At 70.4% G+C, this 24,944-nt stretch carries 23 protein-coding genes and 1 pseudogene; 11 read left to right on the top strand and 13 right to left on the bottom strand.

All coding sequences use genetic code 11. From position 1 onward, the window contains the following. The first annotated feature begins 25 nt into the window (after nt 1-25). Both ACMCNK_RS17530 and ACMCNK_RS17525 read left to right on the top strand, forming a co-directional pair. On the top strand, nt 26-982 hold the full coding sequence (locus ACMCNK_RS17530; protein WP_412737483.1) for an ATP-binding cassette domain-containing protein: 957 nt from the start codon (nt 26-28) through the stop codon (nt 980-982). A gap of 3 nt (nt 983-985) precedes the next feature. Next, nucleotides 986-1,741, top strand: coding sequence for an ABC transporter permease (locus tag ACMCNK_RS17525; RefSeq protein WP_412737482.1), 756 nt, complete (start codon nt 986-988; stop codon nt 1,739-1,741). Between the two features lie 180 nt (nt 1,742-1,921). Here ACMCNK_RS17525 and ACMCNK_RS17520 read toward each other — a convergent pair whose 3' ends face one another. The 3 genes from ACMCNK_RS17520 to ACMCNK_RS17510 all read right to left on the bottom strand — a co-directional run bounded on the left by ACMCNK_RS17520 (nt 1,922) and on the right by ACMCNK_RS17510 (nt 3,643). Beyond that, nucleotides 1,922-2,578 carry an O-methyltransferase gene (locus tag ACMCNK_RS17520; RefSeq protein WP_412737481.1) on the bottom strand — a complete coding sequence of 219 codons (657 nt, stop codon included), beginning with the start codon at nt 2,576-2,578 and terminating at the stop codon, nt 1,922-1,924. Between the two features lie 193 nt (nt 2,579-2,771). Beyond that, entirely contained in the window at nt 2,772-3,386 is a 615-nt protein-coding gene (locus ACMCNK_RS17515) for a Maf family protein (RefSeq protein WP_412737480.1), read from the bottom strand. Between the two features lie 26 nt (nt 3,387-3,412). Further along, nucleotides 3,413-3,643 carry a hypothetical protein gene (locus tag ACMCNK_RS17510; protein ID WP_412737479.1) on the bottom strand — a complete coding sequence of 77 codons (231 nt, stop codon included), beginning with the start codon at nt 3,641-3,643 and terminating at the stop codon, nt 3,413-3,415. A 334-nt stretch (nt 3,644-3,977) separates the two neighbouring features. Between ACMCNK_RS17510 and ACMCNK_RS17505 the strand changes: the two genes are divergently transcribed. Beyond that, nucleotides 3,978-4,211, top strand: a complete 234-nt coding sequence (locus ACMCNK_RS17505) for a winged helix-turn-helix domain-containing protein (RefSeq protein ID WP_412737478.1) — start codon at nt 3,978-3,980, stop codon at nt 4,209-4,211. A gap of 65 nt (nt 4,212-4,276) precedes the next feature. Here the strand turns inward: ACMCNK_RS17505 and ACMCNK_RS17500 are convergent, their stop codons facing one another. The 5 genes from ACMCNK_RS17500 to ACMCNK_RS17480 form a co-directional block, all read right to left on the bottom strand. Further along, the gene (locus tag ACMCNK_RS17500; protein ID WP_412737477.1) at nt 4,277-4,495 is read right to left on the bottom strand and encodes a hypothetical protein; all 219 of its coding nucleotides are present in this window, start codon (nt 4,493-4,495) and stop codon (nt 4,277-4,279) included. Nucleotides 4,496-4,507: 12 nt separating this feature from the next. Then, nucleotides 4,508-5,635 (bottom strand): type VII secretion-associated serine protease mycosin, encoded by a 1,128-nt coding sequence (gene mycP / locus ACMCNK_RS17495; protein ID WP_412737476.1) that lies wholly within the window; start codon nt 5,633-5,635, stop codon nt 4,508-4,510. After that, nucleotides 5,632-7,017: a hypothetical protein gene (locus ACMCNK_RS17490; protein ID WP_412737475.1), complete on the bottom strand. Its 1,386-nt coding sequence runs from the start codon at nt 7,015-7,017 to the stop codon at nt 5,632-5,634. Before ACMCNK_RS17490 ends, mycP begins: the two co-directional genes overlap by 4 nt. Before the next feature lie 49 nt (nt 7,018-7,066). Further along, nucleotides 7,067-7,492 carry a hypothetical protein gene (locus ACMCNK_RS17485; RefSeq protein ID WP_412737474.1) on the bottom strand — a complete coding sequence of 142 codons (426 nt, stop codon included), beginning with the start codon at nt 7,490-7,492 and terminating at the stop codon, nt 7,067-7,069. A gap of 130 nt (nt 7,493-7,622) precedes the next feature. After that, a complete protein-coding gene (locus ACMCNK_RS17480; protein ID WP_412737473.1) occupies nt 7,623-7,820 on the bottom strand; it encodes an acyl-CoA carboxylase subunit epsilon in 198 nt (65 codons plus the stop codon). Nucleotides 7,821-7,921: 101 nt separating this feature from the next. Between ACMCNK_RS17480 and ACMCNK_RS17475 the strand changes: the two are divergent. Together ACMCNK_RS17475 and ACMCNK_RS17470 are read left to right on the top strand one after the other, a co-directional pair. Beyond that, nucleotides 7,922-9,196: pseudogene (locus tag ACMCNK_RS17475) on the top strand (protein kinase domain-containing protein); the annotation flags it as partial. A gap of 2,363 nt (nt 9,197-11,559) precedes the next feature. After that, nucleotides 11,560-12,372, top strand: coding sequence for a M50 family metallopeptidase (locus ACMCNK_RS17470; RefSeq protein WP_412737472.1), 813 nt, complete (start codon nt 11,560-11,562; stop codon nt 12,370-12,372). Here the strand turns inward: ACMCNK_RS17470 and ACMCNK_RS17465 are convergent. Then, complete coding sequence (locus tag ACMCNK_RS17465; protein ID WP_412737471.1) at nt 12,296-13,882, bottom strand: acyl-CoA carboxylase subunit beta; 1,587 nt, start codon at nt 13,880-13,882, stop codon at nt 12,296-12,298. The two genes, ACMCNK_RS17470 and ACMCNK_RS17465, sit on opposite strands and share 77 nt — an antisense overlap. Nucleotides 13,883-14,015: 133 nt before the next feature. Between ACMCNK_RS17465 and ACMCNK_RS17460 the strand changes: the two genes are divergently transcribed. The 3 genes from ACMCNK_RS17460 (at nt 14,016) to ACMCNK_RS17450 (ending at nt 17,651) form a co-directional block, all read left to right on the top strand. Further along, a complete protein-coding gene (locus tag ACMCNK_RS17460) occupies nt 14,016-16,127 on the top strand; it encodes a hypothetical protein (protein WP_412737470.1) in 2,112 nt (703 codons plus the stop codon). Between the two features lie 97 nt (nt 16,128-16,224). Next, nucleotides 16,225-17,091, top strand: a complete 867-nt coding sequence (locus ACMCNK_RS17455; protein WP_412737469.1) for a biotin--[acetyl-CoA-carboxylase] ligase — start codon at nt 16,225-16,227, stop codon at nt 17,089-17,091. Nucleotides 17,092-17,096: 5 nt separating this feature from the next. Next, nucleotides 17,097-17,651 carry a PH domain-containing protein gene (locus tag ACMCNK_RS17450; RefSeq protein WP_412737468.1) on the top strand — a complete coding sequence of 185 codons (555 nt, stop codon included), beginning with the start codon at nt 17,097-17,099 and terminating at the stop codon, nt 17,649-17,651. On the opposite strand, the gene ACMCNK_RS17445 is transcribed toward ACMCNK_RS17450, so the two are convergent. The 3 genes from ACMCNK_RS17445 to ACMCNK_RS17435 form a co-directional block, all read right to left on the bottom strand. Continuing rightward, the gene (locus ACMCNK_RS17445) at nt 17,652-18,251 is read right to left on the bottom strand and encodes a GtrA family protein (protein ID WP_412737467.1); all 600 of its coding nucleotides are present in this window, start codon (nt 18,249-18,251) and stop codon (nt 17,652-17,654) included. Between the two features lie 61 nt (nt 18,252-18,312). After that, nucleotides 18,313-18,843, bottom strand: a complete 531-nt coding sequence (locus tag ACMCNK_RS17440; protein ID WP_412737466.1) for a GtrA family protein — start codon at nt 18,841-18,843, stop codon at nt 18,313-18,315. Between the two features lie 62 nt (nt 18,844-18,905). After that, complete coding sequence (locus ACMCNK_RS17435) at nt 18,906-19,664, bottom strand: sigma-70 family RNA polymerase sigma factor (protein ID WP_412737465.1); 759 nt, start codon at nt 19,662-19,664, stop codon at nt 18,906-18,908. A 300-nt stretch (nt 19,665-19,964) separates the two neighbouring features. Between ACMCNK_RS17435 and ACMCNK_RS17430 the strand changes: the two genes are divergently transcribed. From ACMCNK_RS17430 to ACMCNK_RS17420, 3 genes are all read left to right on the top strand, one after another. Further along, nucleotides 19,965-21,782 carry a phosphoenolpyruvate carboxykinase (GTP) gene (locus tag ACMCNK_RS17430; RefSeq protein WP_412737464.1) on the top strand — a complete coding sequence of 606 codons (1,818 nt, stop codon included), beginning with the start codon at nt 19,965-19,967 and terminating at the stop codon, nt 21,780-21,782. A gap of 121 nt (nt 21,783-21,903) precedes the next feature. Further along, complete coding sequence (locus ACMCNK_RS17425) at nt 21,904-23,019, top strand: NAD(P)/FAD-dependent oxidoreductase (protein WP_412737463.1); 1,116 nt, start codon at nt 21,904-21,906, stop codon at nt 23,017-23,019. A gap of 31 nt (nt 23,020-23,050) precedes the next feature. Next, entirely contained in the window at nt 23,051-23,821 is a 771-nt protein-coding gene (locus ACMCNK_RS17420) for an isoprenyl transferase (RefSeq protein WP_412737462.1), read from the top strand. A gap of 7 nt (nt 23,822-23,828) precedes the next feature. Here the strand turns inward: ACMCNK_RS17420 and otsB are convergent, their stop codons facing one another. Then, a complete protein-coding gene (otsB, locus tag ACMCNK_RS17415) occupies nt 23,829-24,641 on the bottom strand; it encodes a trehalose-phosphatase (protein ID WP_412737461.1) in 813 nt (270 codons plus the stop codon). Between the last annotated feature and the right edge of the window lie 303 nt (nt 24,642-24,944).

Genomic DNA, 24,944 nt, shown 5'->3' with positions numbered 1-24,944 from the left:
CTGCCCCACGACTGGGGGAAGTCAAGTGATCGAGACGCGAGGACTGCGCAAGTCGTTCACGTCCCGGCAGGGACGTGAGAAGAAGATCGTCGAGGCTGTGCGCGGCGTCGACCTGACCGTGGCCGAGGGAGAGATCTTCGGCTTTCTGGGCCCCAACGGCGCCGGCAAGACCACGACGCTGCGGATGCTCGCCACGCTCATCGAGCCCGACGGCGGCACGGCCACCATTGCGGGCGCGGACCTGCTCAAGAACCCGGGCGAGGTGCGCCGCCGCATCGGGTACGTGGCCCAGGGCGGCAGCACCTGGGACGACTCGACCGCCCGCGAGGAGCTGGTCCTGCAGGCCCGCCTGTACGGCATCTCCCGCTCCGTCGCCACGGAACGGGCCAACCGGGTCCTCGACGCGTTCCAGCTCAGCGACTACGCCGACCGCAAGTGCAAGACGTACTCCGGTGGCCAGCGCCGCCGCGTCGACATCGCGCTCGGCATCATCCACGAGCCCAAACTCGTGTTCCTGGACGAGCCCACCACCGGTCTCGACCCGCAGAGCCGCGCCCACATGTGGGACGAGGTGCGCCGCCTGCGCGGCGAAGGCATGACCGTCTTCATCACCACGCACTACCTCGACGAGGCCGACGCCCTCTGCGACCGGATCTCCATCATGGACTACGGCCAGATCGTCGCGTCCGGGACGCCGGCCGAGCTCAAGCGTGAGATCTCCGGCGACGTGGTGCGTGTCGGCCTCGCCTCCGCCGAAGTAACCGCCGCGGCGGAGGTGCTCGACGCGGCCCCGTTCGTGAACAAGCTCGAAACCCAGGACGACGGCGTGCGCCTCTACGTCGACGAGGGCGCCACCGCCATCCCCCTGGTGCTGCGCGCGCTGGACGCCGCGTCGGTGCCGCTGGGCACGATCGAACTGCACCGCCCCAGCCTCGACGACGTCTTCCTGACCAAGACCGGCCGCTCGCTGCGGGAGGAATGAGCAATGAAGCTGCTGCGTGACACCGCACTCATTTTCCAGCGCCAGGCGCTGCTCCTGCTGCGCAATCCAGTGTGGATCTTCGTCGGCGTGTTCCAGCCGGTCATGTACCTGCTGTTATTCGCTCCGCTGCTCAAGCCCGCGCTGCAGGTGCAAACCGACGCGCAGGCGTACGAGATCTTCGTGCCGGGTCTGCTCGTGCTGCTCGCCATCTTCGGCGGATTGTTCCAGGGCTTCGGGCTCATCGCCGAACTGCGAGCCGGCATCATCGAACGGTCCCGGGTCACCCCGGTCAGCCGCCTCGCGCTGCTGCTCGGCCGGTCGCTGCGCGACGTCGTCTCGATCATCGCCCAGGCAGTGATCATCACGCTCCTCGCGCTCGTGTTCGACCTGCGGGTGTTCATCGGGAACCTGCTGCTTGCGTACCTCATGCTGGGTTTGATCTCGCTGATGACCTCGGCCGTCAGCTACGGCGTCGCGCTGAAGGTGCGAAGCGAGGACGCCCTGGCCCCTCTGATGAACACCGTGGCCCAGCCGGTGCTGCTGCTGTCGGGCATCCTGCTGCCGCTGACCTTCGCCCCCGGCTGGCTGCAGGGCGTCGCCGACTGGAACCCCTTCTCGTGGGCTGTCGACGGGACACGCGCGCTGTTCCGCGGTGACCTGGCCGCCGACGCGGTATGGCAGGGACTGGTCATCATGGCTGTGCTCGCCGCAGCGGCGGTGGCGTGGGCGGCGAGGATGTTCGCCCGTAGCGTGCGGTGAATTCCGCCGGGCGACGGCCCGCAGCCCTCCGGCGGCGGGCCGTCGCACCGTCTTCGCCCCGTGCGCACGGCCGACTGGGCGCCGCCTGTGCGCACGGCCGCACGGCCGTCGTCTTCGCCCCGCGCGCATTGCCGACTGCGCGCCGCGGCTCAGGCTCCGCCAGCTCAGGCCCCGCCGGGCTCAGGCCAGGCGGCGAGCCATCGTCAGGCCGTCCCGGATCGGCAGGATGACCGCCTCCACGCGCTTGTCGGCCACCACCGCGTCGTTGAACGCGACGATCGCCTGGTCGCTGTCGCTCTGCGGATCGAGCACACGGCCCGACCACAACGTGTTGTCCACCAGCAGGACTCCGCCGGGCCGCACCCGTGGCACCAGCTCCTCCCAGTACGTCTGGTAGCCCTCCTTGTCTGCGTCGATGAACACCAGATCCAGATGCGGCTCGGCGGGCAGCTCGCGCAGCCGCTCCGCCGCCGGCCCGATGCGCAGCTCGATCCGGTCGTCGACCCCGGCCCGCTTCCAGTAGCGGCGCGCGACATCCGTGTAGTCCTCCGAGATGTCGAAGCAGATCAGCCGGCCCCCGTCGGCGAGCCCCCGCGCGATCGACAACGAGGACATCCCCGTGAACGTGCCCACCTCCACCGCGCGGCGAACGCCGGTCAGCGTGGTCAGCATCCGCAGGAAGGCCGCCTGCTCGGGCGCCACCTGCATGCCCGCGTCGTCGGGCAACGCGGACCAGGTCTCGGCGATGAGCTCCGCCATGACCTCGTCGGGAGCGGTGCTGTGAGCGAGCAGGTAGTCGTGCAGTTCGGCGGTGAGCGGCAGCGGTGTGTACGTCATACCGACGACCCTAGGCGCTTTCGTCGGTCATCGGGCCCCCTGTGGACAACGACGGTCGTCAGTCCTGCCAGTGCTGGTTTCGGAGTCCCGGCCAGAGCTGGTTTCAGAGCCCCGTCAGACCTGGTTTCAGAGCCCTGTCAGACCAGGTTCATTCCCGTCATAGCTGGGTTCAGAGTCCCGGTCATAGCTGGTTTCAGTCCCGCCAGAGCTGGGTGATGGACACGTCGAAGCCCGACAGCAAGCGACGCAGCAGTGGCAAGGACAGCCCGATCACGTTGCCGGCGTCGCCCTCGATCCGGTCCACGAACGCGCCGCCACGCCCGTCGATGGTGAACGACCCAGCCACGTGCAGCGGCTCCTCGGTCGCCACGTACGCATCGATCTCCGCGTCCGAGATGTCCGCGAAATGCACGACCGTCGTGCCGACCTCCTCGGCCTGCTTGCCGTCCACCAGGTCGGTCAGGTGATGCCCCGTGTACAGGACCCCGGAGCGCCCGCGCATCGCGCGCCAACGCTGCACCGCGTCGTCGGCGTTCCCCGGCTTGCCCAGGATCTGTCCGTCGAACGCGAGCACCGAGTCGCAGCCCAGGACCAGCGTGCCGGGGTCGCTCGGCAGCCGAGCGGCGACCGTACGGGCCTTGAGCCGGGCGAGCGTCAGGCTGAGCGTGTGTGCGTCGTCCGCCTCGACGAGGGATTCGTCGACGCCGCTGACCAAGGTGTCGGCGTCGATGCCAGCGGCCTTGAGCAGGGCGCGGCGGGCAGGACTCGCCGACGCGAGCACCAGACGGTACGAGATGTGGGTCTGCACGCCGCAACGCTACAAGCAGGGCTCGGTCACGTCGTCGACGCCTGACTTCGTGTGGCTACTGGGGCGGCAGGAGGACGAGCAGCGGGACGCGAGTGCCCATCCTCAGGTTGGATGCCGGCCGCCCGAAGGAACGACTGCAGGGCGGTGGCCAGCGATTCGATCTTCTCGTCCTCGATGAAGGCATAGCCGGATTGTGAGATGCAGTCGGCGACTCGCTCTGCCATGCGCTGAAGGGGATCGCCGTTGGTGTCGGTCATCGAGCACTCCTTCGTGGAGCGTCTGTTGGTCTGGACTCTATTTCTGATTTGCTGAGCTGGACGCTCCTCGTTGGTTCCCGGCCTTTGTGCGCGGCGGTATCGACATCAGGGCAGGTCGTGTGGTGTGGCCTGCCGGGTCGTCCCGCCTCCTTGGGCTGGGAACACGGAAGCCCGTCAGGCCGGATCACTCTCGGCTGCGGACCGGGGAGTGACGATCGAAACCTAACCCAACCTTATGCATATGGCAACCCCTGGACGCAGAAGGAGGTGTCCTTGTGCTTGCGGGTGGTGTCGCTGCGTGGTCCACTGTGCGTGCGGACCAGGGAGAACAGGCGTGGCGAAGTCCAAGACGCAGCAAATCATCGATGACATCAGCACACAGATCGAAACCGGACGTCTCAAGGCTGGCGACCGGTTGCCGAGCACTGCCGAGCTCCGTACGCAGTACGGGGTGTCCATCACGGTGGTCCGGAACGCGGTGCAGTGGCTCAAGGCGAAGGGCCTCGTTGAAGGCCTGTCGGGGGTCGGCGTGTTCGTGACAGAGCCGGGAAACCGTTCGAACGACTGAACTCGGGCGCAGAGGGTCGTGCGGCAGCCGGGCAAGAGCCCAAACCCGTAGATCGCTAGTCGTCGTCAGCGTCCGTCCGCGACGTCGGTTAGGAGTCGCGGATGAGCTTGCTTGTCTACTGTCCGCTCGGCGGGCCACTGTTGCAGGACGTCGCAGGGTTCGAATGTCCGTGCATCCCGAACCGAGGTTCGTTTACGGAATGAGTCGTTGATGATCGGTAGCCCGCTATCGGCGAGCGGCGCGGCGGTCAGGCGTAACGGATAGAAGATGTCGAAGAGGATCATCAGGGAAACGGGTTACCTCTCCATCGACCGATGCTCATCTGATCCGCGGCGGCGCCGTAGCGAGAAGAAAGCAATGGTCCCGATCAGAAGCGCGAGCACGGTGGTGCTCACAAATAGCAGCGACGACTTGCCTGGCGCTGACGAATTTGGCACGGCATGGTTGTCGGCGCGAGATGTGTTTTCGATCGACGGTGGTGGCCCGCTTGACTGGTCCGGTGGCACTGATGAGTTTGCCGAGAGCGCCGCCACGACGTTGATGACCCCATGGCCATATTCCGGGTCAACCCCGGAATCTCCCTCATCAATGGCCGTCGATTCCATGCGGGCCACAACCTCATGCGCGGTGAGCCGCGGAAACCTGCTTCGAATCAGTGCGGCGACTCCGGAGACAATCGCGGCAGCGTCGGAAGTTCCTGTGCCGGTCCCATATTGATTGTTGGGTCGCGTAGTCAGGATGTCGGTCCCGGGCGCCATTAAATCAAGAGCGGGCCCTGTGACGGAGACCGAGGCTCGTTCGCCGGTGCGCGCGACAGCACCCACTGCCACAACGCTGGGAACAAAAGCGGGAGCAGTTACGCCGCTGGCCTCCGGCCGGTTTCCTGCGGAGGCGATAACTACTACGTTCGCTCGTGCTGCGGTCTCAAGCGCATTCAACGTGGCGGCCGAGATTCCGCCCCCAATGGAGATGTTGATCACGTCGGCACCATGGTTAACCGACCAAAGTATTGCGGGAGCCAGGTCACGTTTGAAGGAGCCGGTCGAAGCGACCCTTACCGGGAGAATCTTGGCGTCAGGCGCAATCCCTAACGCCCCGGATCCGTCTTTGCCGTGTGCCGCAATGATGCCGGCCATGCCGGTGCCATGACCGTCCACATCGGCCTGGCCATCGCCGCCCGGGCTGACGAAGTCCTTTCCGTGAAGAATGCTGCCAGACAGGTCTGTGTGGTCGGCGACGCCGGAATCTATTACCGCGACCGTGACGCCGAGTCCGGTACTGATTCGATGCGCATCTGAAATCCGGAGAAAGTCGAGGTGCCATTGATGGTTGCGAACTGAATCAGCCCTTGCGGGGGTTGTGAGTGTGGCTGATCCAACGATTGTTAGCAGCACTGCGGCGACTGCAGTCAGTCGCCGACTCATGCGCTGATGCCGATGGCTGGGCCGGGATCGATTGGCCCGGGATCGATTGGCGGAAGCAAAATTGGGTCGACGCCGTGGACTATTTCCCATGGATTGTCTGGGTCCCAGCGACTGTGGTTCGGGTCAGCTCTGCTCGCGCTGCGATTGCCTCTGCCTTGCCAGGTCATATCGCCGCCCTCGGTAATCATCCACGGCCGAGATGCTGCGGCGCGGGTGGCGCGGTTCGACAGGCTTGAAGATGTCGACTTCGAATCGATGACGCCTCCCACGGGATTGGCTTGACGCGACACGGTTCCTATATGCCCCTGGCTGTTCCTGGCGACCGGTGTCTGTCCGATGGGGCCTCCACCTGGGGTCGATCCAATAACCCTCTCAGAAAATACTGTCGGGACTCGCTCACTCGGGGCGCCGTGTACCGGCCTAAGTGGACGGCCGGCCGCCGCGTCATCACGCGGCGCAAATTCGCTTGGGGTGCTTCGTGCAAGAGGTGGGGTAATCATCGGCCGAATGACGTCGGCGTCTCTGATAGGTGCAGAAGCGGTCGAGCCGGGAGCTGCCGTTTCGGCACCAGCGAGCAGTAGCTTCGAATTGTTTGGTGCCGAAAACGGCGGAGTGATTACTTGAGCCATCGATAACGTCGAGCCAGCCGGGCGATCACGTTGAATGCTCTCGAGGGGGATGGGCGAGCGGGTAGCCGTGGTCACCGGATGTGAGATGTTAGTATCCGGTGCAGTCGAAGGCAATGTTGGCGCTGGGATCGATGGCGGCCTCGAAGAGGCTGATTCGCTCACAGAGAAGCGATTGCCGCTCCACTCATCGAACGAATTTGTTGGTTCGTACAGCGCGGGCTTCTGCAGTTGTGATTGTGCGCTGATCACTGTGTCGCTGAGGTCGTACATGATGCTGCGCGCCTGGTTGTTCAGTTCTTCCTGGCGGTCGATGGGGATCGGCGGCGCTGTCGGCACTGGAGACGCCTGGGGACGCGGCGTGGGCACAGGGCTTGAGGACTGGTGGGATGCCGCGGTCGCCGCATCTCGCTCTGCCTGCCACTTGGCGAGGCTTGCCTGGTTCGCCACGTACTCCTTGTACAGGGGCTCCAGTTTCGTGCGGGCAACGTTGAGCGTCAGCGTTACCGTCGAGAAGGTCGTGTAGTTGGTCGACGCAGCGGCCTGCGTCTCGGTGAGGTCATGGATGAGACCGTCCAGGCGCGCGAGGTACGCGGCGGATGCCGGGCTCCTCTCCGGTGGCCACGCCTCGGCGAGGTTGTCCCGGTACGTCCTGACCGCGGCCAGATGGGTCAGGGTGAGTTCCGAGGTTCGCCGCCAGCCTTGAACGACCTCGTAGTGCGGCTCCGTGTTCTGGTCGGCGATGGCCTCCCACATCGACCTGACATCGTGTGCGACCCAGTCCGTTCCGCCGTGGCCGCCGCCGTCAGCCCTCAACATCGGCCGGGACCGTTTCGTCGTCGGTCAACCGACCCGGGTCCGTTGCGGAGAACGCCGCGTCCACGTCGTCGACCCGGGCGTGGGAGAACGCGTCCGAGCCGCGATACTCCTGGCTGATCGACCTCGCCACCTCCGCGAACTGGCCGGTGCCGTCACGGAAGTTGAACGTGTTGGAGAACGTCGCAACCTGCACGTCGTGGTGGTCTCGGAGGAACGCCTGGAGTTCGGGGAAGTTCGGCGCGTCCGGTAGTGGCGTGAGCATCGAGGCGGTGACGAGGTCCAGATGGGGGCCGTATCCGGTTTCGACCTCTCTGGCCAGCCCGGCGGCGAAGTCCTCCATGGCCTGGATGTCGGCCTCGATGGCGCCGTAGTCGGACAGCCAAACCGGCGATCTGTCCGCGTCGGAAGTCACGAAGTAGCCCTCCCCCGAAAGTACGAGAACCCCTCGGAAGAGTAGTCGGTCAAACACGGACGCGGGAGATCGATGATTCTCTGTGGACGGTCGTCCACAACAGAGGCCAGGGCACCCGCCCGGATCCACGCTATCGGGGCAAAGCGGATTCTCTCCACGAACCGGATCTACCCGACGGTCGGGCACTGCGGATCCATGCGCTCGTCCCGATCCGCGACGTTTGCCCGGCGGGGGCCGCCGACCGGCTGACCAGGGCGGTGACGAGCGCCGCGATCTCCTCGGCGGTCGGTTCGCCCCGGGTCACGCGGAACACGGTTTCGGAGTCCATCGACGCAGCTTACGACGCCGGTAGGGGCGTACGGTGACACGCGTCCCACAGACTGCTGATCAATTAGCTGCGGCTCGACAGGCCAGGGTATTTTCTGCGTGATGTCTTCTTCTCCCCCGCTCATTGTCGCTGACCGTTACCGGCTCGTTGCGCCGCTCGGTCAGGGCGGGATGGGCCGTGTCTGGCGTGCCACCGACGTCGTGCTGCACCGTGACGTGGCCATCAAGGAGCTCGTGCCGCCGCCCGGCCTGACGATCGGCGAGCGGCAGGAGATGCGGGAGCGGTCGCTGCGCGAGGCCCGGGCGATCGCGCGGCTCAACAACGTCAATGTGGTCCGCGTCTTCGACGTTCTGCGTACGGATGCCGATCCGTGGATCGTCATGGAGTACGTGCCCTCGCGTTCCCTGCAGGACATCCTCGCCAGCGACGGGCCGTTCACGTCGGTGCGCGCGGCTGAGATCGGTCTCGGCATGCTGAACGCGCTGCGCGCGGCGCACCGGGCCGGGGTGGTGCACCGCGACGTGAAGCCGGGCAACGTTCTGCTCGGCGAGGACGGCCGTGTCGTGCTTACGGACTTCGGTCTCGCCACGGTTCCCGGCGACCCGAACGTCACCCGGACCGGCCTGGTGCTCGGCTCACCCGCGTACATCGCTCCGGAGCGGGCCCGGGACGGCACGGCCGGCCCGTCCGCGGACCTGTGGTCGCTCGGCGCGACGCTGTACGCCGCGGTCGAGGGGCAGTCGCCGTTCGCCCGGCCGTCGGCGATCGCCACGCTCGCGGCGCTGGCCACGGAGAACCCGCCGCCTGCCCGCAATGCCGGGCCGCTCAAGGCGGTGCTCAACGGCCTGCTGCGTAAGGATCCGGCCCATCGGATCAACGCCGACGAGGCGGAGCGGCTGCTGCTGCGCGCCACGGGCCGCCGGGCGAAGCTGACGTTCCCGATGAGCCCGACGATGCGACGCCCGGGTGCCGGGCGTGACCGTTCGGCGCTGCCGTTCCAGCCCCCGGTCGTACCCGGAGGTGGTTTCACCGCAACCGGCTCGGCGCCGGTCGTGCCGGGCCCGCGCCCGCCGGTTTCCCCGGCGCGGCCGCCGGTGTCACAGGGCCGTCCGCCGGTTGCTCCCACACGGCCCCCGGCTGGTCCTCCGGTGTCGCCGGGCCACCCGCCGATTGCCCCCGCCGCGGACGCGCGTCCCGTCTTCACGCCGGGCAAGGCGACGGTGGGCCGTCGACCCGTTCCGGAAACGCCGACCCGCGTCGACCGGTCCAGAACCGACGTGCCCGCGCGGGGTGAGCGGCCCGGGGCTGATGCGCACACCCGCGTTGACCGCCTGGCCGAACCACCCCGACTCGACGCGACGCGGGTGGACACGCCGCCGGTGCGCGACGCCCGGCGTCCGGGCCGGGCACCGGCAGGATTTGCTACGCCGCCACCTCCGCCGCACGGCATCGCGGCGCCCGCGTCGACTCCCGGTGCGGGCGAGACGCTGCGCGGGTCCCGGGCGGACGAGGCTCTGACAGCTGACGAGGTTGCGGCACACCGTCGCCGTCCCGCGGCCCGTATCGAGATGCCCGCCCCGCCGAGGCCGGGCGGCGGGACCGACAGCGCACCACCGACGCAGCGATCCGAGCGTGACAAGGACTCGCGGGGCACGTCCGCTGCGACATCGGAACGGAAGGTTCCCGCTACCGCGCCGTCGCAGCCCAACGCGCAACCCGCGGCTGCCGCGCCGGGCCAGACCGTCGACCACAGCCCGTCCGGCGGCCCGAGTGTGGCCGACGGCGATTCCACCAGCCCGGGTTCGGTTGACGGCGATTCCGCCGGTTCGGGTCCAGCTGACGGAAACTCCGCCGACGCGGCTTCGGCGGCGACCGCCGCCGATGCGGCTACCGGGACACGGATCCGGCCCGACGTCACTGACGCCGGTCGCGGGGAACAGAGCGGCGCCGCCGCACCCGATGCCCCATCGACGCCCTCCGGCGCGGCCACTGCGAAGAGTGCAGGGGCGGCCCGCGCCACGAAGGCCGGTGCGACAGAGGACCCGCAGCCTGGTGCCGACGCGGCTCCGAAGGCTTCCGACACGGTCGGAGCAGAGGCTGCGAAGGCGGCCAAGGCGGGGGCTCAGACCAGCGCGGCTTCCGCCCCCCACTCCGAAACGCAGGCACCGGAGGACCGGTCGGCCGAGGCCGAGGCGACCGAGGCCCAGGCGACCGAGGCCCAGGCGACCGAGAAGCAGCCGGCGGAGGCCGGGCAGGCCGCGGATCAGGCAGCAAAGCCCAAGGTCGGCGTCAAGCCCACGGTGGGTGCCCGCGCGGGTGCCGGTTCGAGCAGCAAGGCGTCGCGCAGGAAGGCCCGAGGCCGAAAGGCCGGTAAGGCGGCGGAGACGACGGCCGCCGACCGAACGGCGGTCGGCAAGGCTTCCGGTGACGACGCAGACGGATCGGCCGCCGCGCCCACGGCAGCCGCCGCCGAAGCGGTCACGAAGGACGATGCCGCCACGGCCGGCGATGCCGCGACGACCGATGACGCCGCAACCAAGGACGATGCCGCCACGATCGGCGATGCCGCGACGACCGATGATGCCGCAACCAAGGACGGCGCGGCCAGAAAGGCCGGGACACCGGCCGGCGAGGTCTCAGCAGCATCCAGCGAGGCAGACGTTCCGTCCGCCGAGGAAACATCTGCGGCCGGGACCCGGACCGGCGAGCCAGACGGTACGGCCGCCCAGCAGCTTGCTGCGGACGCGACCACGAAGGTGCCGACCGTGGAGGCGTCTCGGTCGGGCGTGCCGCTGGCCCGTACGGCGATGGATCAGATCGGCAGCGCGGGGCGCACGGGCATCGGCCGGCGCGGGGCGCATCTGTCCGGCGACGAGACGACCGTGGTGCCCCCGATCGGTGGTGCCCAGCAGCCGTTCCAGAGCGGGCCGCTGAGCACGGGATCGTCGGGCCGGCCCGCGTGGCAGCCCATGCCGACCCGGGCTCCGTCGGCCGGTGCGAGGGGCCTCACGGTGTTGGGGACGACCCTGACCCGTCGGCAGACCGCGATCGGTGGGGCGATCCTGCTGGCGTTGCTGCTGGTCGTGGCGCTGATCGTGCATACGGTTGTCGGCGGCGACGACGCGAAGGCCAAGGACCCCGGGCGCAAGGCCGCCATCTCGTCGGCCGGCCCCGCCGCTTCCGCGCCGGCGCAGCCCGCACCGGCCCCCAGCCAGCAGACCCCGTCGCAGACCCCGTCCACGACGCCGCCGACCAGTTCCACCCCATCGGCGGTCTCGGGGGTGCCCGACGGCTGGTACCTCTACCGGGATTCGGACTTCTCCCTCCCACTGCCGAACGGCGCGCAGGTCAAGCATCCCGGCAACGAGCTCCAGGTGCGGTGGAACAACCGTCTCCTGCTCATCGACGTGATCGATCAGCCGTCGCCGGATCCGGTCGCTGACTCGGAGGCGCAGGAGGGTATGCGCCGCGGCTACCAGAAGGTCCGGCTGGATCCGGTGAAGTACTTCCTCAAGGCCGCGGACTGGGAGTACTTCTACACCACCAACAGGAACAACCGGCAGCACGTGCTGAAGCGGACGTTCCTCACCAGCCCGGATCAGGGGTTCAGCGTCGGGATCTACGCGGTGCCGGAGGACTGGGGTTCGGCGAGCCAGGAGATGCAGATCATGCTCAACGGGTTCAAGCCGGCGTCCTGAGCTGCCCGGCGTGGAGCGCTGATCGACTACGCTGCCGGGCTGTGTCGACCGACGGACTGACGGACCTGTGGGACAAGCTGTTCAGCGCCCAACCCGACCCGCCCGCGCTGCTGGTGCTGGTCACCGCGCTGCTCGCGTTCGTGGCGGTGGCGTTCCGGCCGCTGTGGCGGATCGCGCGCAACGCGGTCACCATCGCGCATGAAGGCGGCCATGCGCTCGCCGCACTCCTGACGGGGCGCCGTCTGCGCGGCATCCGTCTGGAGTTCGACACGTCGGGCCTCACGCTGTCGGCGGGGCGCCCGACCGGCCCCGGCATGATCCTGACGCTGCTGGCGGGCTACATCGCTCCGTCGCTGGTCGGGCTGCTCGGCGCGTGGCTGCTGGGCGGTAACCGGATCACCCTGCTGCTGTGGCTGGCGGTCGCGCTGCTGCTGCTCATGCTCATCAACATCCGCAACGTCTTCGGCGTGGTGTCCGTGGTGGGCACGGGCGCGATCGTGTTCCTGGTGTCCTGGTACGCGACGCCGCAGGTGCAGGCCGCGTTCGCGTACACCGGTGTGTGGTTCCTGCTGATCGGTGGGGTGCGCCCGGTCGGCGAGCTGCAGAAGCTGCGCCGCCGGGGCCGGATGCCGGAGTCCGATGCGGACCAGCTCGCCCACCTGACCCACCTGCCGGCGTTGTTCTGGGTGGGCACGTTCTGGCTGGTCAACCTGGCGGTGCTGGTGGTGGGGGCGGTCCTGCTGGCGGGCCAGTGGCTGCCGCAGCTCGGCACCAGCCCTACAGCGGGATGTTGCCGTGCTTCTTCGGCGGCAGCGTCTCCCGCTTGCTGCGCAGCATGCGCAGTGCCCGGGTGACCTGCGCCCGGGTCTGTGACGGGGCGATGACGGCGTCCACATAACCGCGTTCGGCCGCGATGTACGGGTTCGCGAGCGTGTCCTCGTACTCCTCGATGAGCTGGGCCCGGGTGGCCGCCGGGTCGTCCGCCGCGGCCAGCTCCGCGCGGTACAGGATGTTCACCGCGCCCTGCGCGCCCATGACCGCGATCTGCGCGGTGGGCCACGCGAAGTTCATGTCCGCGCCGAGGTGCTTGGACCCCATGACGTCGTACGCACCGCCGTACGCCTTGCGGGTGATCACCGTGACCTTGCCGACCGTGGCCTCCGCGTACGCATAGATCAGCTTGGCCCCGCGCCGGATGATGCCCTCCCATTCCTGGCCGGTGCCGGGCAGGAAGCCGGGCACGTCCACGAACGTGAGTACCGGGATGTTGAAGGCGTCGCAGGTCCGCACGAACCGGGCGGCCTTCTCGGAGGCCGCGATGTCCAGCGTGCCCGCGAAGTGCATGGGCTGGTTCGCGACCACGCCGACCGGGCGGCCCTCGACGCGGCCGAAGCCGACCACGATGTTCTGCGCGAACAGCGGCTGCACTTCGAGGAAGTCGTCGACGACCGCCTCGATGACCTTGTGGATGTCGTAGGGCTGGTTGGCCGAGTCGGGGATCAGGGTGTCCAGGGCAAGATCAGCTTCGTTGGGCGCGAGGTCCGCGGGCATCTCGAAGGTGGTCGGCTCGTCCAGGTTGTTGCTGGGCAGGTACGACAGGAGCGCGCGCACGTAGTCGATCGCGTCCTCCTCGTCGGCGGCCAGGTAGTGCGCGTTGCCGCTGCGGGAGTTGTGGGTGCGGGCGCCACCCAGCTCCTCCATGCCCACGTCCTCGCCGGTGACCGTACGGATGACGTCCGGTCCGGTGATGAACATGTGCGAGGTCTGGTCGACCATCACGGTGAAGTCGGTGATCGCGGGGGAGTACACCGCGCCGCCCGCGCACGGGCCCATGATCAGGGAGATCTGCGGGATGACGCCGCTGGCCCGCACGTTGCGGAAGAAGATGTCCGCGTACAGGCCGAGGGCGACGACACCCTCCTGGATGCGGGCGCCGCCGGAGTCGTTGATGCCGACGATCGGGCAGCCGATCTTCATGGCGAGGTCGAGCACCTTGACGATCTTCTCGCCGAAGACCTCGCCGAGCGACCCGCCGAACACCGTGAAGTCCTGCGAGAACACGCACACCTGACGGCCGTCGACCGTGCCGTAGCCGGTGACCACGCCGTCGCCGTACGGGCGGTTCTGCTCCAGGCCGAAGTTGGTGGAGCGGTGCCGGGCAAGCTCGTCGAGCTCCACGAACGAGCCCTCGTCGAGCAGCATGGCGATCCGCTCGCGGGCGGTCTTCTTGCCGCGGGCGTGCTGCTTCTCCACGGCGCGCGCCGAACCGGCGTGAACCGCCTCCTCGACCCGGTGCTCCAAGTCGGCGAGTTTTCCCGCAGTCGTGTGGATGTCGGAGCTGGTCGCGTCCTGCTGGGTGGTCACGGGTACCGTCCTCGCCCTCTGCGCCACGCCGTCGTCGCCGTGGGTTGCCGCTCGTTCGTGATCGTAGTCAGCCACGGGCGGGGCGTCGCTACGGGTGCGTTTCGCACTCAATACCCCATTCGTTACAACCCCCGTGACGAACTGGATGACCGTTACCGGCATCGCCCTGATCGGCGTGGGGGTAATCCTGCTGGTCGCGTTCCGTGCCGTCCTCTTCGGCGGCCGCGCGCGGCGGCGGGCCTCCCGGCAGGTCACGGCGTCCCGGCGGGCAGAACTGCCCGCCGCGCCGGAGGACGGCCCGTGGGCCGCGGAACTGCCCGCTGCCTCGCCCGACGGTCCCTGGGCCGCAGATCAGCCCGCAGCCGCCTCCGACGGGTCGTGGGCTGACGATCTGCCCGCGCCGTCGGCCGACGGCCCCTGGGCCTCGGATCCGCCCTCCGGCGGTTCCCGGGCGGCGGATGAACCCGAGGTGTGGGGCACTCCGGGCGGACGTCGCGGCCGCGCAGTTCGTGGCGCGAAAGGCTCCGGCCGGCCCCGGGACGCGGAACCCCCCGTTCCGGCAACCGGAAGGTCGGTAGCGGCATCCGCGGACGCGGACAGTTCCCGGCGACACTTCACGGCTCCGCGCCGTACCGCCAGGGGCCGGTCCGCGCCCGGCGGCTTCGCGGACGGCCCGGACCGGACCGGCGCCGACGGCCCGGCGCGGTCCGGGCGCAACGCCGGGCGCGCACAGGGCGAACGCCGGACCGTCTGGCTTGATCCGGATCCCGAGGCAGGGGATGTGATGCCGCCCGTGCCGGTCGTCGCGGGCGCTGCCGACATCGCCCCCGGCTCCGCGCCGGTCGTGGCGGGCCCGGGATCCGACGACCACACCGCCGAGCCCGCATCCCGGCGCCCGCGGCGGCGGCGCGGCAGCAGCACCGCGCCGGTGCGCCGTCGCCGTCGTCGGGGCGAGGAGGACGAGGACTCGCCGTTCGTGCTGGCATCCCTCGGCCTGGCCGACGACGACCCCGACGGGCGGGACGGCCTCGACGACCTGCCCACCGCCGGCCGCCCCGGCGGGGACCCAGATGCGTACGGGTCGACAGATGACCCGGAACGGGACGGGCCGGCGGAGTCCGGCGGACTCCCGGCGACGCTGCTCGACGGCCCCGACGACGAGCGCGGCGACTTCCGGAGCCCGGACTCCGCCGCGCAGCCGCTCTCGTCGTACCGCGTGTCCGCGCCGGCACCCCGTGGCTGGCCCGCGGAACGCGCCGACAGCCGCTACGGCGACCGGGTGGACGGCTGGGTGCGCCCGCAGTACCGGGAGTTGCCCGAGGCCGAAACCGCGGGCGCCTACTGGACCCCCGCCCCGGACGGCCCGTACGTGGAGCCGTCCGCCAGCGGGTACGGGTGGCCTGTCCAGGTGGAGAGGCTGCCCGCCGCGCCGCCGTACGAGCCGGTCGCCGGGTTCGACCTGCCGCCGGTGTCCGATCTGACCACCGTGGTGCCCAACTGGCCGACGATCGGCCGCGCCACGCCCAGCCAACCCCGGTACGCCCCCGCGCGCGACAGTGGCGCCGGAATCCTGTGGGGCTCCGCGCGCGACGACACGGTCTGGGGCGACTCCACCTTGGACGAGGCTCCCGAGGTGCCCGCGTGGCCCGCCACCGGCTCGGCCCGCGGTCAGGTGCCGGGACCCGCGGCGCGTTCCGGGCCGACGCCAGACCCGGTGCCGTTCCCGGACTCCGGCCCGATGGCGAGGTCCGGCCCCATGGCGACGTCCGGCCCGATGGCGAGGGCGGGGCAGTTTGAAGGCTCGGGGCCGCAGGCTAGGCCCGACCTCCTGGGGAGTTCCGAGCCGCTCTCGGGTTCTGGGCGGCTCGCGCGGTCCGGGCCGCTGTCGGGGTCGGCGTCCGTGCCGGGGGCGATGTTGCCGCCGTCGGGGGCCTGGCCGCAGGCCGACTCCGGGCGGCCGCGTGAGTTCGGCCCCTCGTCCGGTGTGGCCCCGGCGCCGATGCAGGGACTCGGCCCGGTACGGGGCTTCGGGCGGCCCTCGGGAATCGGCCGTCCCGCCGGCCTCGGGCGGCAGCCGGCCTACGGCTCGGCGCCGGGGTTCGGGTCGCGGCCGGAGGCCGTACCGCTGCCCGCGGACGAGCGTGACCCTCGCGTCCGGCCACGTCCCCGGCCGCGGCCCCGTCCGGGCGGCGCAGAGGTGCGCAGCACGGTCTACGTCAGCCGCCACGCCGCCGACCCGGGCTGAGCCGCACCGGGGTGTTTCGAGGGCGGGGGATCCGGAGTGCGCCCCCACGGCCAGTGCCCCGGGCCTCCCGGTGACGATCGCGGGCTAGGGTGGGCGAATGCCGGCCTCCCCGTACGCGGATCTGGAGCGTCCCCCGCTGGTCGCGCGCTCCCTGGAGCGTGGCCTGCTCACCCCCGGCGGTTTCTGGCGGCGCCTCGATCTGCGTGACGAGACCGATTCGACGAACGCCGATGTCGCCGCCGCGGCCCGCGCGGGTGAGCCGGAAGGCCTGATCGTCGTGGCCGAGCAGCAGCTCGCGGGGCGGGGCCGGCGGGGCCGGGATTGGGTGTCGCCGCCTCGCGCGGGCCTGACGGTCAGCGTGCTGCTGCGTCCGGGCGCGTCGGTGCCGGCGCGCGGCTGGTCGCCGGTCCCGCCCCGGGCGTACGGCTGGCTGACGCTGCTCGCGGCGGAGGCCCTGCGCGCCACGGTCGAGAAGCTGGCCGGCCTGGACGCGGTCGTGAAGTGGCCCAACGACCTGCTGGTGCGCACGTCGGCCGGGGAGGCGAAGTGCGCGGGCATCCTGGCCGAGATCGTGGACGACGCGGTGGTGCTCGGCATCGGCCTCAACGTCACGACCCGCCCGGGCGAGCTGCCGGACACGCCGACCGGCCTGCCGGCCACGTCGTTGCAGGCGGCCGGCGCGGAGATGACCGACCGGGATCCGCTGCTGCGGTCGCTGCTGCGCGGCCTGGCCCAGTGGTACGAGGGCTGGCGCGACACCGACGGCGACGCGGAGATGTGCGGGCTGCTGGCCGCGTACCGAAATGGGTGCGCGACCGTCGGGCGGCCGGTCCGGGTGCTGTTGCCGGCCGGTGACGAGATCGCCGGGCAGGTGGTCACGGTGGACCCGGACGGTCAGCTGGTGATCCGGACGGCTGACGCCGAGCGGCGTGTCTCCGCGGGCGACGTGGTGCACGTACGCTGACCCGCGTGCGTTTCCCGGACGATGTGCTCACCGATGACGAGGACGTGGTCCTCCATCTGCGCCCGCACGCCCGGGCGGCGGTGCTGCCCGGCCTGGTGCTGCTGGTTGCGCTCGCCGCGCTGATCGTCGCATGGGTGATGCTGCCGACGAACTCCGGCGGCCGGATCGGCGTCTGGGTGGTCGCGGTGGTCTGTGTGGTGGCCGCGGTGCGCCGCGGTGTGTGGCCGCTGCTGGTGTGGCGCTGCACCCACTACGTCATCACGGACGAGCGCGTGCTGCTGCAGGACGGCGTGCTGGCCCGGGAGCGGCGTGACCTGCCGCTGGCCCGGATCAACGACCACACGATGTCCGAGTCGCTGTTCGACCGGATGCTCGGCTGCGGCACGCTGACGATCGACTCGATCGGTGACCAGGTCGCGGTGCTGGAGTCCGTGCCGCACGTGCACGAGGTCCAGACCGTCCTGTACGAGCTGATCGAGCAGGACCGCCTGCGTCCGGGCGACGAAGACCTCGCCGACGACGAGCCGGCCGACGACGAGGACGTGCCGGCCCGGCGCTGATCAGCTGCCGGAGCGCGCCGGGCGTTCGGTGTTCAGCTCGGCGGCCAGCTCGATCTCGCGTTCGAGCTCGGCGAGTTGCGCGGCGCTGCCGGGCTCGTGCTCGGCGCTGAGCTCGGCGAGGCCCGCGGCCGGGTCCAGCTCGGTGATGGCGTCCTCGTGGCCGTCGACCGGCGGCTTGAGGAACACGAACGTCCGGTATGCCCAGAACCGGAAGACCGTGGCGATCGCGGTCGCGAACAGCGTGATGCCCATGATCAGCATCTTGTGGTCGTCTTCGTTGAGACCCGCGCCGTACTTGGCGACGGCGACCGCGCCCGACTGGATCAGCATGCCGACGAGGTTGAAGCCGAAGAACAGGGCGTACTCGCGGCGCAGCGCGCTGCGCGTGTGGTTGCGGTAGGTCCAGTAGCGGTTCGCCAGGTACGCCAGCGTCGTCGTGATGACCGTGGCGACCACGGTGGCCTTCACCGCGCCGATCGGCATGGCCACATAGGTGATGACCATGTAGAGGGCGGTGTTCGCGGCGCCGATGACGCCGAACGCGAGCGCCTCGGGGACGACACGGCGTAGCCGTTCCGTCAGCGAGTGTGCTGAGGGCATTGGACAACCTTACGGGAGGACGGACGGGTACCGCGGAGGGCTGAGGGTGGTGACGGCGGCGTCACAGGCGGGGAACAGGGGCTAGGCCGGGGTCCGCGGTCCCCGGTCCGGGTGAAACGAGTTCCGTGGCGACGGCGGCGCGGAACACGAATCGGCGATACGACCAGAAGCGGAACAGGGTACCCAGAACGCCGCCGACGAGCAGCCCCGAGACGTTGTCTGCGAGCGGGCTCTGCAGCGCGGGCCAGAACCGGCCGAGCCCGTAGTGGCTGATGGCCAGGCAGGCGAGGCCGATGCCCAGACCGGCGGCGTTGAGGAGGAAGAACGTGGCGTACTGCCGTGCCATGTTGTGGTGCTCGCGGTGCCGCCACGTCCAGAAGCGGTTGCCGGCGAACGCGACCGTGGTCGCGACGACGGTCGAGCCGGTCTTGGCGAGCAGGGTCTCGACGTCCAGTTGCAGCAGAACGTTGAAGATGGCCAGGTCGACCGTGAACGCGATGACGCCGACGACGCCGAACTTGCCGACCTCGCGCACCAGGGCAGCCAGCCCGGCGCGCAGGCCGGCGGTCTGCGGCGGCGAGGTCTCTGGCACGCCCCGAGCGTACCGGCGCTGGTCACCCGCTGCCGGGTCCGTGAGGCTACCGTGAGCGACTCTTAACCCGTCGGCTCTGCATGGTGACGCTGACGGTACGGACGGTAGCGAGTGACGTCCAGATCGGCGATTTCCGCGAGCCGTCCCCGGCAGCTTGCGCACCAGCTCAGGTGCGCGCGCATCCGGGCGGTGTCCCGGGTGGCGAGCCGGCCGCGGACGTGCCCGCCGAGCCGGTCGCCGGTCCACCGGCATTCGGGCTGCTCGGCGGTGGCCACGTGCTGCTGCAGGTAGCGCTGGCGCAACCCCTCGCGGGCGCGGTGGGCGAGCACGGCGACCGCGTTCGGGGTCAGTCCCAGCAGCGGGGCGACCTCGGCGGGGCTGGCCCCTTCCACCTCGGTGTGCCACAGCACGTCGCGCCACCGGGCGGGGAGCTGGCTGAACGCGCGGGCGGCGAACGTACGTTCCAGCCGGTCGAGCGCCGGGTCGAGGAACGGTTCGCCCGGGTCGTAGCGGGTGAGGTCGTCCGTGAACTCCAGCCGCCGGTCGCGGCGGGCCCGGTGGTAGCAGACGTGACGCAGCGTGGTGTGCAGGTACGCCCGGAACGCCACGAGCGGGCCGCGCCCCGCCCGCAGCGCGGCGAACACGTTGGTGAACGTCTCGGCGACCAGGTCGTCCGCGTCTGCGGGGTTCGGGGCCAGGCTGTGAGCGAGCTGCCGGGTAGCCGCGGAGTGCCGCTGGTAGAGGGTGCCGTACGCGGCCGCGTCGCCGGCGCGTACGGCGGCGAGTAGGTCGGTGTCCGTATCGCTGCCCGGGATCGCCATTCCTGCCTCCTGACGGCGATGGGGAGGAAAGCCCGATTACGTGCAAGTTTAGGGCGCTTGGTCGGCTTTGTGAAAGTCGAGGCAGGAAGCAGGTCTGGCGGGCTCCGTGCGCACACGTGCGCTGACATCCGAAAGATCAATCGTGAACGCGCACAAACACCGAGGATTGTGCGGTTGTCCACAGGGTGAACCGATGAACTGAACGGTCGATCGGCTTACGCTCAGGTGACTCCCGTGACATACGAGGCCGTCCGCGGCCTGGCTCGTCGCAGGTCAGTGCCGACCGAAGGAGATCCACGAATGTCATTGCCCGCTGTCACCGCCCCCACCCGCCACCAACGCCTGCTCGACTGGATCGACGAGGTCGCCGCACTCACCACCCCGGACGCCATCGTCTGGTGCGACGGCTCCGAGCAGGAATGGACGCGCCTCACCGACGAGCTGGTCGAGGCCGGCTCACTCGTCCGCCTCAACGCGGAGAAGAAGCCGAACTCCTTCTGGGCCCGTACCGATCCCGGTGACGTCGCCCGCGTGGAGGAGCGCACCTACATCTGCTCCGTCGACCCGGCCGACGCCGGTCCGACGAACAACTGGATGGCGCCTTCCGAGATGAAGGCGACCATGACCGAGCTGTACCGCGGCTGCATGCGCGGCCGCACGATGTACGTCGTCCCGTTCTGCATGGGTCCGCTCGACGCGCCCAGCCCGATGTTCGGCGTCGAGCTGACCGACAGCCCGTACGTGGTGGCGTCGATGAAGATCATGACCCGGATGGGCACCAAGGTGCTCGAGGCCATGGGCGACGACGCGCCGTTCGTGCCCGCCCTGCACTCCGTCGGCGCGCCGCTGGAGCCGGGTCAGCAGGACGTCCCGTGGCCCTGCAGCGAGACCAAGTACATCTCGCACTTCCCGGAGACCCGCGAGATCTGGTCGTTCGGCTCCGGCTACGGCGGCAACTCGCTGCTCGGCAAGAAGTGCTTCGCGCTGCGAATCGCCAGCGTCGCCGCCCGCGACGAGGGCTGGCTGGCCGAGCACATGCTGATCATGAAGCTGACTTCGCCCCTGGGCGAGGTCCGCTACATCGCCGCCGCGTTCCCGTCGGCCTGCGGCAAGACCAACCTGGCGATGCTGGAGCCCACGATCCCCGGCTGGAAGGTCGAGACGATCGGCGACGACATCGCCTGGATGCGTTTCGGCGAGGACGGCCGGCTGTGGGCCACCAACCCGGAGTACGGCCTGTTCGGCGTCGCGCCCGGCACGGACTACAAGACCAACCCGAACGCGATGCGTACGCTGGCCAAGGGCAACTCGCTGTTCACCAACGTGGCGCTCACCGACGACGGCGACATCTGGTGGGAGGGCATGGGCGAGCCGCCCGCGCACCTCACCGACTGGCACGGCAACGACTGGACGCCGGACTCCGAGGCCGTGTCCAGCCACCCGAACAGCCGGTTCTGCACGCCGATCACGCAGTGCCCGATCCTGGCGCCGGAGTACGACGACCCGCGCGGTGTGCCGATCGACGCCATCCTGTTCGGCGGGCGGCGCAAGACCACCATCCCGCTGGTCACCGAGGCCCGCGACTGGTCGCACGGGGTCTACCTCGGCGCCACCCTGTCGTCGGAGACCACGGCCGCCGCGGTCGGCCAGGTCGGCGTCGTACGCCGCGACCCGATGGCGATGCTGCCGTTCATCGGCTACCACGCCGGTGACTACTTCCAGCACTGGATCGAGATGGGCAAGGGTGCCGGCGGCGACGCCGACAAGCTGCCCAAGGTGTTCTACGTCAACTGGTTCCGCCGCGGCGACGACGGCCGGTTCCTGTGGCCGGGCTTCGGCGAGAACTCCCGCGTGCTCAAGTGGGTCGTCGAGCGCCTCGAAGGCCGCGCCGCGGCCGTGGAGACCGCGATCGGGCACGTGCCCACCCCGGACGCACTCGACCTGACCGGGCTGGACATGTCGGCCGAGGACCTCGAAGCCGCGCTGCACGTCGACCGCGACGAGTGGCTGGCCGAGCTGCCGCTGGTCACGGAGTGGTTCGAGAAGATGGGCGACAAGCTGCCCGCCGTCCTGTGGTCCGAGCTGGACGCGTTGCGCGCCCGCTTGAACGCCGGCTGAAACCGGCGCTGACCTCAGGCACGTCACCCCGGCGCCCGCACCCACTTCAGGGTGCGGGCGCCGGTCTGTAGCGTGCGGATGTGAGCCTCGTGACCGGCATCGCCGACCGGAGCGCCGGCTGGTGACGTTCGACGTGGTGGTCGTGGGGGCGGGCCCCGCCGGAGCCGCCGCGGCCCTGGCCGCCCGCCGGGCCGGGTCCACAGTGCTGCTGCTGGACCGCGCCGACTTCCCCCGCGACAAGCCGTGCGGCGACGGCATCGCCGCCGACGCGCTGGACGTCCTGGCGAGCCTCGGCGTCCCCGACGCCGCGTGCGGGTACCCGCCGGTCGCCCGGCTGCGGCTGGTCGCCCCGGGCGGCGCCACCGTGGCCCGCCCGCTGGCCCGGCCCGCCCACACCGTGCCCCGCCGCGTCTTCGACGCCCGCCTGGTCGACGCGGCCGTCGCCGCCGGGGCCGAGCTGCGCCGGCACACCGTACGGGCGCTCCGCGACGAGGGCGACGCGGTCCGGGTGGACGGCTTCCGGGGCAAGGTCGTGATCGGCGCCGACGGAGCCGGCTCGGTGGTCCGCCGGGCACTCGGCCACCCGCCCAATCCGCCCGGGCACCTCGCACTCGCCCTGCGCGGCTACACCCCGTGGGACGGCACGGAGCAACTCATCGTCACCACGAGCGCCCGCTGGCCCGCGTACGCGTGGTCGTTCCCGCTCGGTGACGGCACCGCCAACGTCGGCTACGGAGAGGTGCTGCGCGGCGTCCCGCTGAGCCGCGCGTACCTGCGGGAGCGCCTGACCGGGCTGCTGCCCGGCACCGACGCGACCGGCCTGCGCGCCCACCACCTGCCCCTGTCCACCCGGCGGCCCCCGCCGGGGCGCGGGCGGGTGCTGCTATCGGGTGACGCCCTGTCGTTGATCAACCCGTTCACGGGTGAGGGGATCTTCTACGCGGTGCTCTCCGGGGCGCTCGCGGGCGCAGCCGCGGCCACCGGATCCGCGGACGCAGCCGCCCGCTACACGGCCGCGCTGCGCCGGCGGCTGGGCCGCCACCTGCGGCATTCCGGGATGGCGGCCCGCCTCACCCGGCATCCGCGGGCGGTCGACGCGGCGGTGCGGGCCGCACATCGGCATGGGGCGGTCTTCGACCGGATGGTCGGTCTCGGGCTCGCCGACGGGGTTTTCGACATGCGCACCATCGGACGCATCGCCGCAGAGCTGGTCCGTCAGGGTCCGGTCCGGCCTTGAGCGCATGCGCGCTGCGGATAGGCTGGGCGTGATGAGTCTGCGGTCCCTGGTCTACTCCGTGTACGAGCGGCGGCTCGCCGGAAAGCTGGTCGGCAAGCCGGTGCCCCGCCATGTCGGAGTCATGTGCGACGGCAACCGCCGCTGGGCCCGCGAGATGGGCTACGTCGACCCCAACGACGGTCACCGCGTCGGCGCCGCCCGGGTCAAGGAACTGCTCGCCTGGTGCGACCAGGCCGGCATCGAGCACGTCACGCTGTACCTGCTGGCCACGGACAATCTGCAGCGCCCCGCCGCGGAGCTCGACCCCTTGCTGAAGATCATCGAGGATCTCGCCACCGAGCTGGCCGAGGACGGCAACCCGTGGCGGCTGCGCATCGTCGGCGCACTCGACATCCTGCCCGCGGCCACCGCGACCGCGCTCAAGGCCGCGCAGGAGAAGACCCGCGACCGCAACGGCGGCGTCGAGGTCAACATGGCGGTCGGGTACGGGGGACGCCGCGAGATCGCCGACGCGGTCCGGTCCCTGCTGCACGAGAACGCCGCGGCCGGACGCACCATCGAGGAACTGGCCGAGATCCTCGACGTCGAGCACATCGCCGAGCACCTCTACACGCGCGGACAGCCCGACCCCGACCTGGTCATCCGTACGAGCGGGGAGCAGCGCCTGTCCGGCTTCCTGCTGTGGCAGTCGGCGCACTCGGAGTTCTACTTCCACGACGCCAACTGGCCCGACTTCCGCCGCATCGACTTCCTGCGCGCCCTGCGCTCCTACGCCGGCCGCCAGCGCCGCTACGGCGCCTGACCGGCGGTCACGCCCGGAAGGCGGGCAGGGCGTCGGCCAGGAATCGGGCCACCGCCTCGGGGGACTCCAGGGTGAGGTCGGCGGCGCTGGACAGCTCCGCACCGGTCTCCGGGTTCGCCACCGCGACGCACATGCCGATGAACCGCGGGTCCAGCGCCTCCCGGGCGCGCAGCGCGTCGAACGCCTTGACGTCGGACATGTCGTCGCCGAAATACCACGCACAGCCCGCGGTCAGCACCGCCTCGCTGATCACCATGCCCTTGTCCTGGTCGACCGGCGGCTTCAGCTCGACCACCATGCGGCCCCGCTGGGTCCGCAGCCCGATCCGCTCGGCCTGCTCGTGACCCCAGCGCTCCACCACGTCCGCCAATTGCGGCGCGGTGCGGTAGTGCAGGGCCACCGACAGCCGCTTGTACTCCACCAGGATCGAGTCGGGCAGCTCGGCCTTGGCCTGCTCGGCCAGGTCGGCCATCGCCGGGACCCACGGCAGCGCGGCCGGCTCGGTCACCACCTCGCCCTCGTGCAGCACCTCCAGGCCGTACAGACCGTACAGGTCGACGTGGGCGAGGCGGGTGAAGCGGGACTGCAGGAAGCTCACCGGGCGCGCGGACACGATAGCCACCCGGGCGACCACGGCGGCGAGGGTTTCGAGTACGTCGAGTGCCTGCGGGACCGGATGCACCGCGTCCGGGTCGTCGGCGACCGGGGCGAGCACCCCGTCGAAGTCGAAGAAGAACGTGGTTTCCTTCGCTCGCGCGACGGTGAACTCCCACGCCTCGGCGGCACTCAGCGGGTGCGATGGACGTGCTGACTCTGCCACGTGCGCCAGCCTACTCGCCGAACGTGTCGTTGCAGGACGCCGAATCGGTGGACCACCACGGCGTGACGGCCGTCACTCTCCGTACGCATGGGTCAAGGTCGGCTACCGGACGGCGCACCCAGCGTCTTCGCTCTATCGCGCGTGACAGTTGATCAGCTAGCGTCTACTTATGGCACGGGGTTCTCCCGGGCCAGCCGGAGGCCCGGACCTGCGAACATGTTGCGCCACGGGGCCCGCATCCCGACCCCGTGTCAGGGACGGGCGCCGGGACGTGGCGGACCGCGGGTGGGGTTCGGGTGCACG

This window comes from Krasilnikovia sp. MM14-A1259 (genome assembly GCF_047159535.1).
Taxonomy (GTDB): Bacteria; Actinomycetota; Actinomycetes; order Mycobacteriales; family Micromonosporaceae; genus Actinoplanes.
This window is presented reverse-complemented; position numbering and strand designations above follow the sequence as displayed.

What these genes read in the sequence shown, in the direction of transcription:
- ACMCNK_RS17520 (WP_412737481.1), bottom strand. Translation starts at nt 2,578, where the DNA reads ATGACGTACACACCGCTGCCGCTCACCGCCGAACTGCACGACTACCTG.
- ACMCNK_RS17420 (WP_412737462.1), top strand. Translation starts at nt 23,051, where the DNA reads ATGAGTCTGCGGTCCCTGGTCTACTCCGTGTACGAGCGGCGGCTCGCC.
- mycP (WP_412737476.1), bottom strand. Translation starts at nt 5,635, where the DNA reads ATGAGTCGGCGACTGACTGCAGTCGCCGCAGTGCTGCTAACAATCGTT.
- ACMCNK_RS17525 (WP_412737482.1), top strand. Translation starts at nt 986, where the DNA reads ATGAAGCTGCTGCGTGACACCGCACTCATTTTCCAGCGCCAGGCGCTG.
- ACMCNK_RS17430 (WP_412737464.1), top strand. Translation starts at nt 19,965, where the DNA reads ATGTCATTGCCCGCTGTCACCGCCCCCACCCGCCACCAACGCCTGCTC.
- ACMCNK_RS17480 (WP_412737473.1), bottom strand. Translation starts at nt 7,820, where the DNA reads ATGGACTCCGAAACCGTGTTCCGCGTGACCCGGGGCGAACCGACCGCC.
- ACMCNK_RS17500 (WP_412737477.1), bottom strand. Translation starts at nt 4,495, where the DNA reads ATGATCCTCTTCGACATCTTCTATCCGTTACGCCTGACCGCCGCGCCG.
- ACMCNK_RS17490 (WP_412737475.1), bottom strand. Translation starts at nt 7,017, where the DNA reads ATGTGGGAGGCCATCGCCGACCAGAACACGGAGCCGCACTACGAGGTC.
- ACMCNK_RS17445 (WP_412737467.1), bottom strand. Translation starts at nt 18,251, where the DNA reads ATGCCCTCAGCACACTCGCTGACGGAACGGCTACGCCGTGTCGTCCCC.
- ACMCNK_RS17435 (WP_412737465.1), bottom strand. Translation starts at nt 19,664, where the DNA reads ATGGCGATCCCGGGCAGCGATACGGACACCGACCTACTCGCCGCCGTA.
- ACMCNK_RS17455 (WP_412737469.1), top strand. Translation starts at nt 16,225, where the DNA reads ATGCCGGCCTCCCCGTACGCGGATCTGGAGCGTCCCCCGCTGGTCGCG.
- ACMCNK_RS17510 (WP_412737479.1), bottom strand. Translation starts at nt 3,643, where the DNA reads ATGACCGACACCAACGGCGATCCCCTTCAGCGCATGGCAGAGCGAGTC.